Origin of the sequence: Luteibacter jiangsuensis (assembly GCF_011742555.1) — a bacterium.
GTDB lineage: Bacteria > Pseudomonadota > Gammaproteobacteria > Xanthomonadales > Rhodanobacteraceae > Luteibacter > Luteibacter jiangsuensis.
On record NZ_JAAQQR010000002.1, the window covers coordinates 353,671 to 369,125 of the forward strand.

Sequence of the window (15,455 nt, forward strand, 5' to 3'; positions counted from 1 at the left end):
CGGTCGCAGCTTCGATGCGGGGGTGTGCGAAAGGGTTTAGGGCCCTGCTCGACAATCGCCCGAAAGACAGGGGTTACGACGGTTTAACGATCCGCATGATCCACTCCCCGCCAGTCGTATCAGCGGGCGCCCGCCATGGGTAAGCGTTTTTCCATCATCAGAACCTTGCGGGACATCGCGTTCGACCTGTCGGACGTGCCACATCCTGACCTCGCCTCCATGGGGAGGGAGCTGAGCAGCGTCCTGCATGGCCGCAGCGCCGAGCTGGCGGACACCCTGGGCCCGCTGCGGGAGCGTCGGCGCGGCTTCGAGCGCTGGCTTCTTGCCGAGCGGTCGCGCCCACCGGTGAGCGTGCTGGTCCTGGCGTGGCCGCCGGGCTATGCCACCCCGGTGCACGATCACGGCGGCCTCTGGGGCCTGGAAGCCACGATCTCGGGCGCGCTGGAGGTCGAATCGTTCGACAAGGGCGAAACCGACCATTCGCTGCGCAGCGTGGGCCGCACCTGGCTCGGACCCGGCGACGCCACCTGGTTCGAAGCCACCGACCACCTTGCCCACCGCTGCCGCAATTTGTCGCGGCACGACACGGCGCTCACGCTTCACGTGTACGGTGGCGATCTGGCACAGTACCTCGCGTATGAGCAGCCCGGTCCGTCCGGACACTGGATCGCACGACCGAGGCAATCGATTATCGCGGGACGCCTGACGGCCTGACGGTCTCACGGCCCTCCACCCCACCCATCGGGCGAAGGACCAAAGCATGTTTCAAAAGGTCGCCATCATCGGCGGTGGCGCAGCGGCGGCGACGCTGGCAAGCGAGTTGCTCGAGCGGCGCACGCGGCAGCCGCTCCACCTGGACTGGTACACCGGCGGCCCCGTGGCCGGCCGGGGCGTGGCGTATGGCACGCCGTCGCAACGGCACCTGCTCAACGTGCGCGCCGCTTCCATGGGCATGTTCGTCAGCAAGCCGGGCGGTTTCCTCGAATACGCCCAGTCCCTCGACCCTACGGTGAAGGGTTCCGATTTCCTGCCGCGTCGCATGTACGGCGACTTCCTGCAGTCGCGAGTGCAGCAGGCGGTGAAGAACGCCGGCTCGTTCGGCCACGACGTCAATATCGTGCCGTTCGCGGCGGAATCGATCATTCCCTCCGATGACGGCATCGTCATCGGCTACGGCGACGAATCCTCACGCGCGGACGCCGCCGTGCTGGCCATCGGCTCGCTGCCGCCGCGGCCCCTGCCGGGCGTGGAAGACGCGGCGATCGCCAGCGGAAGGTACGTCACCGATCCCTGGCCGTTCCTCGCCTCGGCGGAACTGGACGAGCGCCCGCTGCGCGTGCTGGTCATCGGGTTGGGGCTGACCGCCGTCGACGTCCTGCTGGAACTGTCGACCCGCTGGCCGAACGCGCATTTCGACGCGCTGTCGCGGCACGGCAAGCTGCCGGAACCGCACCTGGCCGCCGCCTCGGCCCCACACGACGATGGCGGGGAACTCATCGAATCGATGCGCGACGACCCGAACCTGCGCGTGTGGATGCGCCGGCTGCGCGACGCGACGGAACTCGCCGAGGATTGGCGCACGGTGGTGGACGGCATGCGTCCGCACACGCAATCGCTGTGGCGCGATCTGCCGATGCGCGAACGTTCCCGCTTTCTGCGCCACGCGCGTTGGGCGTGGGAACGCGCGCGCCATCGCATGCCACCGCAGGTGGCCGCACAGGTCGCCGCGCTCGAGGCCGAAGGACGCTTCACCCGCTCGCGCGGACGCATGCGTTCGGTGCGCCTGTCGCTCGAAGGTTCGCTGGAGGTCGTACACGCGTTACCCGGTGGCGGCGACTCCACCGACGCCTACGACGTCGTGATCCAGACCGTGGGCCTCAACACCGACACGCAGCGCACGGAACATCCCCTCGTCCGCCAGATGGTGATCGACGGCATCGCCACGCCGGACCCCCTCGGCATGGGCTTCGCCGCCGTGCCGGACGGCCACCTGCTCGACGGCAATGGCCGGCCGCGGGCGAACCTCTTCGCCATAGGCAGCCTCTTGCGCGGAGCGTTGTGGGAATCGACGGCGATGCCCGAGATACGCAAACAGGCCCAGGGCGTCGCCGACATGCTCCTGGCGGAGGAAAACGCCCGGGCCGCCGCCAGGTAGGCGGCGCGGGCCGGGCGCGCATGATCGCAAGCCTGGTTGCCGTTGCGGCGCTTTGCCTTCATGTGGCGGGCGTATTCGCCGCCATGCACGCAGTGATGCATACCCGCACGGCACAGGGTGCTTTCGCCTGGGTGCTCGGGCTCGTGCTGCTGCCTTACGTGACCCTGGTGCCCTACCTGTTCCTTGGCGCCAGCCACTTCGGCGGGTATGTCGACCTGCACCGGCAACGGCAGGCGCGTTTCTTCATGCTGCACGAGGAAGCCATCCGGCATGGTCGCCTCCGCCTCCTGTCGCGATCCGTGCCTGTCGCGGACCAGCGCTACGACGCGATCGGCAGGATGTTGCAAACGGCCATGCATGCGGGGAACGCCCTCCTCCTCCACGTGGACGGTGCGGCCACGTTCGACGCGATGTTCGCCGCCATCGCGCGCGCCGAGCGTTACGTGCTCGTGCAGTTTTTCATCATCCACGACGACGCCCTGGGGCGGCGCCTGCGCGACGCGCTGCTGGAGCGCGCCGCGGCGGGGGTGAAGGTCTGCCTGCTCTACGACAGCATAGGAAGCCATGCACTGCCCGACACGTATGTGGACGCCTTGCGCGATGGCGGCGTCGAGGTCCACCGTTTCGCCACGCGCCGCTGGCGAAATCGCTTCCAGCTCAACTTTCGCAACCACCGCAAGGTCGTGGTCGTGGACGGCGTACGCGGCTTCGTCGGCGGCTTGAACGCGGGCGACGAATACCTGGGCGAAAAGCCGCCTCTCGCGCCGTGGCGCGATACGCACATGGAGATCGAAGGCCCGGCCGTGGCCGATCTGCAGCGCGTGTTCGCCGAGGACTGGTATTGGGTGACGGGACAGCGCCCGCCATCCTCGCCACCGCCGGAGCGTTGCGGCCGGGCGGCGACCATGATCGTCGCGACGGGCCCCGCCGACCGCCAGGAAAGCTGCTCGCTGTTCTTCGTCCAGGCCATCCATGCGGCGCGGAAGCGGCTTTGGATCACCACGCCTTATTTCGTTCCCGACCAGGCCGTGTTCGGCGCGCTTCGGCTCGCCGTGTTCCGTGGGGTGGACGTACGCATTCTCATACCGGACCGCCCCGACCATCGCACCGTGTTCATGGCGTCCACACTCTACGCGCACGAAGCCACGCTGGCGGGCATTCGCATGTTCCGCTTCCGTGAGGGCTTTCTGCACCAGAAGGTGATGCTCATCGACGACGACACGGCGGTGGTGGGCAGCATGAACCTCGACAACCGCAGTTTCCGCCTCAATTTCGAGATCTCGGCATTGAATGTCGACGAGGCATTTGCCGCGTCTGTCGAAGCCATGCTGGAGAACGACTTCGCGAACGGCGACGAGGTGAATCCCAACGACTATCGCCGGCTCTCCTATTTCCGCCGAGTGGCGCTCCACGTCGCCCGTCTTTTCGACCCCATCCTCTGAAGGAATCCATGATGCTTCGAGCCCTTGCCGCCCTGACCATCGCATTCGCGGGTACCGCGTCCGCCGGTCCCGCCCGCTTCGTCGAACGCAGTGTCGAACTCCACGGCAAGACGTACCGCTATCAGGTATTCGTGCCGGCTGACACGGCAAAGTCACCCGCGGTCGTCCTGTTCCTGCACGGCAGCGGCGAACGGGGTAGCGACAACCAGAAGCAGATGACGCAGGGGCTGCCGCCCTGGTTGAAGCAACATATGGACTTTCCGGCGGTGGTCGTAATTCCGCAAGCGCCGGAAAACACGGAATGGACGGATGCGGCGGATGCGGACATGGCCATGGCTGCTCTGGAGAAGAGCATCAAGGAGTTCCACGGCGACCGCAGCCGCCTGTACCTCACCGGACTTTCGATGGGCGGCTACGGCTCATGGCAGCTGGCCGTCGACCATCCGAACACCTTCGCCGCCGCCGCCATCATTTGCGGTGGCGTCACGTCCGACGACGACGACCGCGACAGGCTCTATGTCCATGGCGTGCCGAAGGGCGCCGATCCGTTCGCACGCGTGGCGGAAGGCATCGGCAAGCTCCCCGTCTGGATCTTCCACGGCGGTGACGACAACGTGGTACCCACCGAACAGTCGCGCCGCATGAATGCCGCACTGGTGAAACTCGGCAAGGAAGTGAAATACACCGAGTTCCCTGGAGTGAATCACGGTTCGTGGGAAAAGGCCTATGCCACTCCGGATCTTTGGGACTGGATGTTCAGCCACAAGCGCTGACCACTTGTGGGAGCCGCTTCTGCGGCGACGGGTGCTCGCCGGTGAGCCTGCCCGCTGCCGCGGGATCGCCGGCGTGGCCGGCTCCCACAGACATACCTTGCACTAATTGGTGCGCTGTGGCCGCGCACGGGAGGTCAGGAACGGCGGACGCTTTCTAAGAGATTTTTCATTCCGCCCGAAAACACCGCCCACCCGATGCACACGCCCACCAGGGCACCCACGAACTCGAAGAACACGCGCAGACCGATGGCGTCGGGGTCGTGCACCGCCGCCAGCTTCACCCGAAGAAGCGTCAACGACTGCAGCGGTGCCATGTTGAAATAGAACAGGTCCCACAGGTCCTGTCCGGCCGACAGGGCCAGCGAGAATACATAGGCGATCGCCAGTTCCTTGCCGTGACTCCAGCCGTTTCCTCTCGCGAGCACGTGAAGCAGGCCGTAGACGACGACGCCCACCAGCAGGGCGATGCCGCCTGTTTCCAGGGCGCCCACGATGCCGTAGCCCATCCAGGTGCGATCGTATGGCATGCGATATCTCGTAAAGGGCCGGACACGCATTATGCCCGCCGAGCGACCGCTCCGGCAGATGGCCCCGTCGATGGACATCCTCGGCGCGACAAACCCATTCAATCAACCCTGATAGAAGTCAGGCAAAGTCGTTGCGATTTTCACAGGCGAGCGATTTGCTCGTTTGAAAAGTTGCGATGGTTCTCACGAATTCCCGCCGATACACCCCACAGACTGAACATCGACGGAAGCATGAATTGCACATGCGCAATAAGTGCTTTATTCGCGCAATAAGAACACTATGATGCAGCGGTTCCTGGATGGAATGATGTACTGCATTGCAACCATAAAAAACGAAAAACACTTACTCGAAATCATAAATTGCTTCAGGGAGAAGCCCCATGCGCCTTTCATCGCCCACGCGTCCCCTCGCTGCCGCCCTGCTCGCCTGCATAGCCTTCGGCACCGCCACCGCACACGCCGACGACAGCACCAGCAGCAAATATCTGTTCGGTGACTGGAATGGCGAGCGCACGCGTCTCGCCGACAAAGGCATCACGTTCGACTTCGGCTATGGCTTCGAAGCCGGCCACAACTATTCCGGCGGCGACCGCCGCATCACGCGCTATACGGATCAGTGGAAATTCGGTGGCACGTTCGACCTCGACAAGCTGTGGGGATGGCGGGGCGCCACCTTCAAGATCATGGTGACCGATCGTAACGGCCGCGACCTCGGCGCCGATGCGCACATCGGCAACAACCAGCTCATCCAGGAAGTGTATGGCCGCGGCCAGACCTGGCACCTGACCAAGTTCCAGCTGGAGCAGAAGTTCTTCGACGACCGGCTGACCTGGAAGATCGGCCGCATGCCGGTCGGCGAGGAAGTCGCCAGCTTTACCTGCGACTTCATGAACCTCAGCTTCTGCGGCGCGCAGCCGGGCAACATCGTCGGCGACTACTGGGTGAACTGGCCCACCAGCATGTGGGCCACCACGTTGAAGTTCGCCACCACGAAGGACACCTTCGTGCAGCTTTCGGCTTATCAGGTCAACCCCAAATACGTCGACGATTCGTACGCGCGTCGCCGCGGCCTCGACCTCGACTTCCCGGGCGGCACCACCGGAGCGCTCATTCCGCTGGAATTCGGCTGGACGCCGACGCTCGGCGGCCTGCCGGGTTCGTACCGCGCGGGCGTCTGGTACAACACCTCGAAGGGCGACGATCTCTACCTCAACGAGGATCGCCAGCCGCTGGCCACCGCCGGGGGCGAGCCGCTGCAGCGCAGCTCGCGCAAGGGCGCGTGGATCACCTTCCAGCAGCAAGTGACCGGCGAGGCCGGCGGTCGGGGCACCACTGTATTCCTGAACGTCACCTCGGCCGATCACGCCACGTCGGCGACCAACAATCAGATCGCGCTCGGTATGGAGTACAAGGGCATCTTCGGACGTGCGAACGATTTCGTAGGCGCCGCTATCGCCGGCACGCACGCGAATGGCTATGCCGCACGCAACCAGCGCCTGTTCAACGCCACGCACCCGGGCGAGGAAGGCATCGTGAAGGACGGCTACGAGAAGGTGGCCGAAGTGTTCTATAGCTGGTCGCCGATCCCTTCGATCGCCATTCGCCCGAACCTGCAGTACATCAAGGATCCGGGCGGCAGCAAACAGAACGACGACGCCTTCGTGCTGGGCCTGAAGACGAGCATCGCGTTCTAGCGGGTTGCCCCACTGTAGGAGCGCGCCTTGCGCGCGACCGTTTTTCGCGCCAGTCTTCGCGATTCCGCCCCACGGCATCGCGCGCAAAGACGCGCTCCTACAGGATTTCCGCATAATGATCGACCTGGTCGGCTTTGACGGCGACGACACGCTCTGGCGCAGCCAGGAGTTCTACGACAGTGCCCAGGAAGCCTTCGAGGCTATCCTGGGCCGTTATGTCGACCTCGGCCGGCAGGGGCTCCACGAAGCCCTGCTAGCCACCGAGCGGGGCAACATCGCCCTCTTCGGGTACGGCGCCAAGGGCATGGCGCTTTCGATGATCGAATCCGCCATCGAGCTGACCGACGGGCGCATCGAATCCAGCGACATCCATCGCATCGTGCGTCTGTGCAAGGACGTGCTCGCGCATCCGGTGGAACTCCTGCCGGGCATCCGCGACGCCGTGACCGCCGTGGCGGCCACGCATCGGGTGGTGCTCATCACCAAGGGCGATCTGTTCCACCAGGAATACAAGGTGGCGCGAAGCGGCCTGGCCGACATCTTCCATCGCATCGAGATCGTGTCCGAGAAGGACACGGCGGCGTATTCACGCCTCTTTGCCGAGTTCGGCGTGGCACCGGAACGCTTCGCCATGGTCGGCAATTCGTTGAAGTCCGACATCGCGCCGGTGGTCAATCTCGGCGGCTGGGGCGTGTACATGCCCTACCACAGCACCTGGGCCCACGAACTGGTAAGCGACTTCGCGATGGGCGACCGCGTGGCGGAAGTGACGGGAGCCGAGGGCATTCCGGCGGCGATCGCGCGAATGCACGCAGCCTGATTCGACATTTCTTTCGCGTCCCGCCCGCGAAGCTGGGGCCGGACGCCTGAGGAGGTGCATGTCGTGCATTCGAAGCTGGCCATGGGCTGGCAGGTGGTCAAGACCACGGCCAGGGGCTTCAGCGATGACGAGCTGATGACCCGCGCCGCGGCGCTGGCCTTCTACTCGGCCCTGTCGTTTGCTCCGTTGCTGGTGCTCCTGCTGTGGATCGTGGCTTCGCTGCGGCCGGAATGGCAGGCCCAGCTCGTGGAGAGCCTGAACGGCCTCGTGGGGCCCCGCGCGTCGGAGGCGGTGCGCCTGGTCATCGAGAACGCCAGGCAACGACCCAGCGTGGGCAGCATGGCCGGCGTGATCGGTCTGGGCGTCACCCTGGTGGGTGCCTCGGCGGTGTTCGCCCAGTTGCAGGGTGCGCTCAACCGCGTCTGGAGCCTGCAACCCCGGCCCGGGTCCACGAAGGGCGCCATCCTGAGCTGGCTGCGCGCGCGGATGCATGCGCTCGGCCTGCTGCTGTCCCTCGCCTTCCTGCTGGTCATCTCCTTCTCCGCCAGCGCGCTCATCGCGGTGTTCGTGCGCGGCGGCACCACAGGCTGGCAGGTGCTGGAGATCGCGATCTCGCTGTGCGTCTTCGTGCTGATCTTCGGCGCCATCTACAAGGTGCTTCCCGACGCGATCATCGAGTGGCGCGACGCGATGATCGGCGCCACGCTGACCGCCCTCCTCTTCGCTGTCGGCAAGTTCGCCATCGCCATATATCTCGACCGCAGCAACGTGGGCGGCCCATACGGGCCGGCCGGCGGCGTCGTGGTGCTGCTCGTGTGGGTCTATTACTCCGCGCTGATCCTGCTCCTGGGCGCGGAGCTGACCGAGGCGGTGGCCGAAGCCCGGGGCACGCCAATTAAACCGCGGCCATACGCGATGTCCACCCGGCCCGCACAGGATTCCCGGATTGACCCCTCCGTCACGAAGCCCGAGGTATCCCTGAAGGCCACCGAAAAGGAGGATGCAACATGAAGACCCCACTGCTCACCATTGCCGCGCTTGCGTTCGCCGGCACCGTCACAGTCGGCGCGCCGCCCGCGGAGGCGCAGGCCCGGCGCAGCCAGCATCAGGTCTGCGAGAACGTGCGGGTGAAGCAGATCAACTCGAAGGACGACAACCGCCTGATCGGCACCGGCGTGGGCGCCGTGGCCGGTGGCCTTCTCGGCAACCAGGTGGGCGGCGGCAAGGGCAAGACGCTTGCCACCGTGGCCGGTGCCGTCGGTGGCGGCTATGCGGGTAACCAGATCCAGAAGAACCATCAGAACAAGAATGCCACCTACCACACGGAGCGCCGCTGCCATTGGGTGGACGATTGAGTAGACGCTGAAGCCTTCGAAAACCGGAATGCCCTCGCAAAACGCGAGGGCATTCTCTTTTGGGCCATGGCACTGCCGAAGATCAGCGTGGATGCGATCCAAGCTGGAACTCGTTTCCGATCAACATGACGGCCCCATTGTCGAAGACGGTCGGTCCGTTCACGGATGAAGACTGGATGGGCCGTAGATAAAAGCCGCTTCCTCCCGTCTCTGGCATCGAGTAAAGGGCATAGTTATGGTGCATCTGACCCTTCGGACGCACGTTCAGATTTCTTAAATTGACCTGGACCCAATTTCCGTAAGTGCTGGCCAGAGTCGCCCCGGGTTGTCCAACGGCATGCCGCGGCAGCAGCGCCTGAAACTTTGGGGGCACCTGACTCATGAGGGTATAGGGAGGCAAGGTGGTGAGCGGAATGCCTTGCACGTCGGTTCCAAGAAGACGCATCTGCGCCAGCCTGATGTGGCCCGCCCCCCTTGCCTGCGCTTGCGTAAGCCTTGGATCGGGAAGATAGAGGTAGGCGGTTTCCGGCCACTTTTGGACAGCGACGCGATAGTACGAAGATTGAAACCAGGCCGTTGTCTGGCGCAGCACCGGGGAGCCCGTTGTCGGTACAGGTGCAGGTGCGCCGGTTACCGAAGGCGTAGAGGAGCTGGAGCTCGCCGCCTGGACCGCGAATTCCCGATCGAGCCACTCGGGCGCCGTGATGGGTGAAGGTGCTCGCGCTTCCGTGGCCCGGGCACTGACCATGGCCTCGTCCCATGCATTCAGTTGAGGCTGCAACAACGCACTCGCCCCAGGATGCGGCCTGGCATCGATCTTTATTCGTAGCGTAGGGGCGAATTCCTCGAAGGGCAGGTTTCGATACAGCGTGCCGATCAAGGTGAGGCGCTGGGATTCGCTGAGCGCGGCCACTTCCCCGGCGAGGTATGTACCCTCGCGCAGCATGCTTTCTGCTTCCCGCAGCAGGCCGAGGTCGAGCAAATGTCGCTCACCGTAGCCCCCGAGCAATCCCACGCGGTGGAAGCGCCACTGTCCGCTGGGCAGCCGCTCGATGGCGGGCCCCCAGGTAGAGGGGCCGGCGCCGGGCCGCATGAGGCGCCAGGTATCCATGTTCCGATCGAAGCGCACCTGATACAGGTTGCCGCCTTGTTGGATATAACGGCGACCCTCCATGGCGTAGACCCCTGAAGCCGACGGCTGTCCGGTGGGAGCGCTAACGTGACGAGCGATGTAGCGCTTGTCGAACAACGTATCGGGAGTTGGCAGTGAGCGCTGGCTGGATACAAGAGCGCGCGAACCAAAGGCAGCGCGTACACGCGCCCCTGCCGCGGCTGGCACCTGCGTGTAGAGCGGCAACACGGCCAGTGCCGAGTTATAACCTTCGACAAAGGCCAGGAAAGCTTCCGTCCCTTCACCCGCCTTGATGTGGTCATAGAAACGCCAGCTGGCCTGCGCTGTGTGAGGAATGCTTTGCACCGCGCCCACGACAAACTCCTTGGCCAGTTGGACTGGTACGTTCCAGCCCCACGACACATCCTTGAAGCTGTCCCAGTCGGCCTGGGAGGTGGAGCGAGTCATGTCGTTGGCATTGCGCTTGGCCAGATCGATGCCGACTTTTTCATTCGCATCGAGGAAGGAGCCTGAAACCTGACGTTCTTGAAAGCGCTCCTCCAACGCCGTGCAGCGCTGGCGTGCCGGGCACTCGTCGAAGTTGAAGACCCACGACCAGGTGCGATCACCATTGATTTGGGAATGAGCGAAGCGTCGTTTGTCCCGACCGTCGACGGCACTCAAGAAGGCGGGCAGTCGTGCCAGCAGGTAGGCCTCGAATCGCGGGTTGAGCAATATTTCGCGATGCAGTGCCTGGCGGTCGGGAAATTCACGGAAAGCAAGGCCATCGGGCGCGTCAGGGGTATAGAGAACGACGTGGCTTACCGCCTCGGTCTGTCGTGGGGCGATCAGGAACATGTCAGCGAGCGGGAAGCCCTTGTAGGTGAGTTGGGAAACCACGATCTCGTGGCCCTCCACCTTGTCCCGGGAACCCGGATCGGGCGAGTCCAGGACCGCCTGTATCCACTTGAAGGCTCGCTCTTGATTGGCGCGGAAGACGCGCGGCCCCGAAAGGTCGTAGTAACTCAAGCGGGCCTCGGCCGCCTCGAAGCGCATGCGGGCCACCTGCAAGGCTTGGCGTGATGCGCGTCGCTTCGCCTCTGCCTCACCATGATTCAGCGTTTCATCCAGGTGCCGGGCATAGGCATGGGGCAGATCCAGGTCGCGGACGATCTCGCGCAGGGCCTGTGCGGGTACGACTTCACTCGGGGAATCATCGACAGCCATCACCTCCAGCCCCTCGATGGGCAAGCTGCTGATATTCCGGTAAGCCAGGGCCAGCAAGGAGAGCTCCTCGTGGTCGAAGCCAGAGATGCCCGTGGCGATGGGGCCCTTGTCGGGCGCGCGCCGGGTGAGGCGTACCCGCAGCTGGCTTGAGGAGACAGCGATACCCTTCTCGCGCAACGCGGCGTCCAGTTTCTGCTGGGCAAACTCAGCCAGGGAAGGCATCGTGTCGCCGACCTCCCTGCCCAGCCGCTGCGACACGTCGCGGTAATCCTGGGCCATGCGCAACCAGTGCTCGCGCACATGGGCCGGTTGCGCGGCGAGGCGCTCCTTTTCCCATTGAGCGGCCAGAGCCAGATCACGCTGGCTCACGATGGCATGAACGTCCAGGAGGGCGCTCAGATCCATGGCAGCGAAGAGGTCGTCGCGCCATCGATCGGGGTTCGTGGCGTCGATGGGCCCGTCAAAGGCAGCGGCCGCCCGTTCACGCAAACGCTCGGACAATCGCGTGGCGAGTGTGTCGAATATGTCGTTGTCGATGTCTCGTGCGGAAAGGAAGTGAGTGGGCAGCACGGGAAGCAAATAGCTCGCACCGATACCGGGCAGCTCGTGACGATCCACGAGTTGTTGCCGCATCAGCAATTCGACATCCCGGTAGAGCACCTCTAGGGAGTCGAAGACTCGCCATCCGGCCTCGACGGTGAACAACAGGACACGCCGCGAATCGCGGTCGTTGCTCAGGATCAAGGCGCCGGCATAGGGCACGCTGCCGACCATGAGCTCCTGCGCATGAAGGTGGCTGGGCAAGAAAGTGCCCGGGTAGCGAGCGACGCTGGCGACTCCCTCGGCCGCGGTGTCCGGGAGGGTGCCATCATGGCGACGCAGCGAGGCGTCGTCGCGCATGACGTGGGCCAGACGTAGCGCCATGGCTTGCCGACGTGACATCGGCGATTTGCCCGGGGCAGCCTCGACCGTCGCATTCCAGAAGTCATCCAGACCGGTGAGGAAGCCATGGCGCCCGTCGAGGCTGGCAGGCAGGTCAGGGAGATCGCCCTGCTGCTGGACGAGCCATGCCTGGGTATCGCGTAAGCGTTGGAGCGTATCGACGGCGGCCTGGTTGGCGGAAGCGATGTGTGCAGGCGGCGCCTGCGGCGGGAGCATGTCCAATGTCTACTCTTGGGCGTGGGTTTCGCCTAGGTTAGGCACGCCCATCCTGGCGGTCTGTCGCGGGCCGCGCCGACAATCTGTGGGATTTGCCATAGGGCCAACGTAGGCGCACGCTCCCCTGTAAGCTCCCCGGCCCAGACCCGGTCTTATGGGAAGGGCGCCCATCCGGGTGCCTCTTCCTTTCCGGAGGCAACATGCGTATCGACTCCGAACGGCGGCGGTTCCTCGGCGTATTGACCGCCACCGTCGCCGCGTCCGCTTCACTGCCCTTCCTGCTGCGGGCCACACGCCCCGCCGTGGCGGCCGACGCGCCTGCACCGAAGGGCGGCAATGTCACCCTGGACTGTTTCGCCGACGACAAGAGGCCGCTGGGCACCTGCGTCGAGCCGCGCGTGGTGCTAACCGACGAGCAATGGAAAGCGAAGCTGAGCACCAAGTCTTACTACGTCACCCGCCACGACGGCACCGAGCCGGCCTATACGGGCGATGGCTGGGACCGGCACGACAACGGCCTCTATCGCTGCATCGGCTGCGATACCGCGCTGTACGATTCGGCGACCAAGTTCGACTCGGGCACGGGCTGGCCGAGCTTCTGGCAGCCGATCTCCCGACGCAACATTACCCAGAAGACCGACCGCAGCCTGATCGAGGAACGCATCGCCGTGAATTGCGCCCGCTGCGACGCGCATCTTGGCCATGTGTTCGACGACGGTCCGCGACCCACAGGTCTCCGCTACTGCATGAACGCGGCGGCCATGCGCTTCGTGCCGGCGAGGGCCTAAAAAAAAACCCCGCCGTTCGGCGGGGTTTTCGCATCAATGACCCGGAGGGGTCAGAGGTGTCAGTTCGAATTCCTTGGGCGGCGTTTCGCCCTTGAGGTAGCGAACGAAGTAATCCCAGCGGCGGCGCGTCATGTACTGGGTGGCAGCACCGTAGCCGTGGTGCGCATTGGGGATCATGACCAGGTCGAAATCCTTGTTGGCCTTGATGAGGGCATCGACCACCAGCAGGGTTTCGTACGGCGGCACGTTATCGTCCGAGGTGCCGTGCGCCAGCATCAGGTGACCCTTCAGGCCCGACGCCCACTTCTGGTTCGCCTGGTCGTCGTAATTGGAGTTCCCGTCCTTGTCCTTGACCAGCAGGCCCTGCCACTTCTCGGCCCAGTCGTCCTCGTAATTGCGGTTGTCGTGGTTGCCAGACTCCGAGATACCGACCTTGAAGACGTCCGCGTAGCGGAACATCGCCGTCGCCGTGGCATTGCCGCCGCCGGAGTGGCCCCAGATACCCACGCGATCGCCGTCCAGCCACGAATACTTCTTCACCAGCTGCTTCACCGCCGCCACCTGGTCGGGCAGCGTGTTGTCGCCGATGTTCTTGAAGTAGGCATCGTGGAACGCCTTGGAGCGCCACGGCGTGCCCATGCCATCCACCGCCACCACGACGAAGCCGAGTTCGGCCAGTGCCTGGTTGTCCCCATGCGACGGAATGAAACTGCGCGTGCGCACGGAGCCGGTCTGCGGACCCGGGTAGATGTAGACCACGAGCGGATACTTCTTCGACGGATCGAAGTTCGTGGGCTTGAACATCTGACCGTAGAGGTCGGTCTTGCCATCACGCGCCTTCACGGTGAACGCGGTCGGCGGCACCCAGCCCTTCGCCTTCAGGCGCGAGATGTCGGCGCGGGCAATTTCCTTCACCGTGGCGCCGGTATCGGAACGGCGCACGAGCGCGACGGGCGGCGTGTCGATCGTCGAATACGAATCGAAGAAATACGTGCCGTCCTTCGACATGGACACGCTGTGGTCGGCGTTTTCCGGCGTCAGCAGGGTCAGGCCCTTGCCGTCGAAGCCCACCTTATAGAACTGCTGGTAATACGGATCGACGCCCTTCTCGCGACCCACGCCGCGGAACCAGATCGTCTTCGTCTTCGGATCGACGTGGAGGACCTGGGTGACGTTCCAGTCACCGGAAGTGATCGCGTGCTCGAGCTTGCCGGTCTTCAGGCTGTACATGTACAGGTGGCCCCAGTTGCTCCGCTCGGAGAACCAGATCACCTCGTCGGTTTCGGGCACGTACTGCCAGTTGGCCTTGTCGTTGCCGCCTTCGAAATAGGTTTTCGCCTTTTCGTCGAATATCGTGCGCACGTCGCCGGTTTCCGGATTGGCGATGCGGAACCACTCATGCGTATGGTCGCGTGCGGTGGACACGAAAGCGATGCTCTTGCCATCGGCCGCCCAGCGCACATCGTCCCACACGCCCGGACTGCACGAGATATCGTCGCAGATGGTGGAGCGATGCTGGTCAGCCGGCATCTTGAAACGGACCATCTTCTTCGTCGGCACGTCGATCACGACGCGCTCGATCAGGGTCACGTCCTTGTCGCCCGGCAGCGGGTACTTCCAGGTGTCCACCTTCGGGTGACCCACGTTGACGCTGACGAGCGTCATCTCGCCGGTCTTGCGCTGGTCCTGCTGGAAGGTGGCGATCTTCTTCGAATCCGGCGACCACACGAGGATGGCCTCGTCGGTGTGTTTCCAGCCGGCGTTGTCGGTGGCGTAACCGTAGTCCTTCACGCCGTCGGTGGTGAGCTGCGTTTCCGCGCCCGTCGCCACATCCCGCACCCATAGGTTCCAGTCGCGGAGGAAGGCTTCCGATTTGCCGTCCGGCGATTTCAGGCCCGGTTCGCTGCCGTATTCCTTGCCCTTGGCGTCCTTCTTCACCGCGGCGAGTTCGCACTTGCCGATAGCCTTGTCGCAAACGTAGTTCTTGCCACCCGAGGTGACGTCGAGCCCGTCGTCGGGCCGCACGACGAAACCGGTGATCGGGAGCTTGCCCGCGTCGACCTTCTTCCCGGTGGCCGCGGAGAGCGCGGCGGCCATCTTGTCGCGATCGAAGGCGCGGGTGGCTTCGCCCGTGGCGGCGTCCACCTTGATGAACTGGTCGCCGTCCTTGTCGTGGTCGCGATACCAGAAGTGGCCGTCGTCGATCCAGGTGACGCGCTGCACGGAGTGATCCACCAGCGGCATGGTGTTGGTGGCGAGGAACGAGTCCGCGCGGCGGTAGTCGTCGGTGGTCACCGCCGCGCTCGCGGTGGAGGCCCCGATCAGGGCAAGGAGAACGGCGCCGGAAAGCGCCGCGTTACGTTTGGTCGACATCGAGGGTCCCCATGGACGGCTGGGGCGGTGCG

At 64.5% G+C, this 15,455-nt stretch carries 12 protein-coding genes; 9 read left to right on the forward strand and 3 right to left on the reverse strand.

Translation table 11 applies throughout. The features are described 5' to 3' along the window. Positions 1-135 precede the first annotated feature (135 nt). Genes HBF26_RS05240 through HBF26_RS05255 form a run of 4 tightly spaced genes read left to right on the forward strand, consistent with a single transcriptional unit; the run spans position 136 to position 4,370 of the window. Positions 136-714: a cysteine dioxygenase gene (locus HBF26_RS05240; RefSeq protein ID WP_167123795.1), complete on the forward strand. Its 579-nt coding sequence runs from the start codon at positions 136-138 to the stop codon at positions 712-714. A gap of 46 nt (positions 715-760) precedes the next feature. Continuing rightward, the gene (locus tag HBF26_RS05245; RefSeq protein WP_167123797.1) at positions 761-2,155 is read left to right on the forward strand and encodes an FAD/NAD(P)-binding protein; all 1,395 of its coding nucleotides are present in this window, start codon (positions 761-763) and stop codon (positions 2,153-2,155) included. A gap of 20 nt (positions 2,156-2,175) precedes the next feature. Then, positions 2,176-3,597 carry a cardiolipin synthase gene (gene cls, locus HBF26_RS05250; RefSeq protein WP_167123799.1) on the forward strand — a complete coding sequence of 474 codons (1,422 nt, stop codon included), beginning with the start codon at positions 2,176-2,178 and terminating at the stop codon, positions 3,595-3,597. 11 nt (positions 3,598-3,608) lie between these two features. Further along, a complete protein-coding gene (locus tag HBF26_RS05255; RefSeq protein WP_240151217.1) occupies positions 3,609-4,370 on the forward strand; it encodes a carboxylesterase family protein in 762 nt (253 codons plus the stop codon). A 134-nt stretch (positions 4,371-4,504) separates the two neighbouring features. Here HBF26_RS05255 and HBF26_RS05260 read toward each other — a convergent pair whose 3' ends face one another. After that, positions 4,505-4,897, reverse strand: coding sequence for a hypothetical protein (locus tag HBF26_RS05260; RefSeq protein WP_167123801.1), 393 nt, complete (start codon positions 4,895-4,897; stop codon positions 4,505-4,507). 380 nt (positions 4,898-5,277) lie between these two features. Here HBF26_RS05260 and HBF26_RS05265 point away from each other — a divergent pair, with 380 nt between their 5' ends. From HBF26_RS05265 to HBF26_RS05280, 4 genes are all read left to right on the forward strand, one after another. Beyond that, a complete protein-coding gene (locus HBF26_RS05265) occupies positions 5,278-6,591 on the forward strand; it encodes a carbohydrate porin (protein ID WP_167123803.1) in 1,314 nt (437 codons plus the stop codon). A 115-nt stretch (positions 6,592-6,706) separates the two neighbouring features. Continuing rightward, a complete protein-coding gene (locus HBF26_RS05270) occupies positions 6,707-7,411 on the forward strand; it encodes an HAD family hydrolase (protein WP_167123805.1) in 705 nt (234 codons plus the stop codon). 63 nt (positions 7,412-7,474) lie between these two features. Continuing rightward, a complete protein-coding gene (locus HBF26_RS05275; protein WP_338039632.1) occupies positions 7,475-8,422 on the forward strand; it encodes a YihY/virulence factor BrkB family protein in 948 nt (315 codons plus the stop codon). Continuing rightward, positions 8,419-8,766 carry a glycine zipper 2TM domain-containing protein gene (locus HBF26_RS05280; protein ID WP_167123808.1) on the forward strand — a complete coding sequence of 116 codons (348 nt, stop codon included), beginning with the start codon at positions 8,419-8,421 and terminating at the stop codon, positions 8,764-8,766. Before HBF26_RS05275 ends, HBF26_RS05280 begins: the two co-directional genes overlap by 4 nt. 82 nt (positions 8,767-8,848) lie before the next feature. On the opposite strand, the gene HBF26_RS05285 is transcribed toward HBF26_RS05280, so the two are convergent. Further along, positions 8,849-12,262: a dermonecrotic toxin domain-containing protein gene (locus HBF26_RS05285; RefSeq protein ID WP_167123810.1), complete on the reverse strand. Its 3,414-nt coding sequence runs from the start codon at positions 12,260-12,262 to the stop codon at positions 8,849-8,851. A gap of 200 nt (positions 12,263-12,462) precedes the next feature. On the opposite strand from HBF26_RS05285, the gene msrB reads away from it, so the two are divergent. Continuing rightward, entirely contained in the window at positions 12,463-13,050 is a 588-nt protein-coding gene (gene msrB, locus HBF26_RS05290; protein WP_167123812.1) for a peptide-methionine (R)-S-oxide reductase MsrB, read from the forward strand. Positions 13,051-13,083: 33 nt separating this feature from the next. Here msrB and HBF26_RS05295 read toward each other — a convergent pair whose 3' ends face one another. Then, positions 13,084-15,423, reverse strand: coding sequence for a S9 family peptidase (locus tag HBF26_RS05295; protein WP_167123814.1), 2,340 nt, complete (start codon positions 15,421-15,423; stop codon positions 13,084-13,086). Between the last annotated feature and the right edge of the window lie 32 nt (positions 15,424-15,455).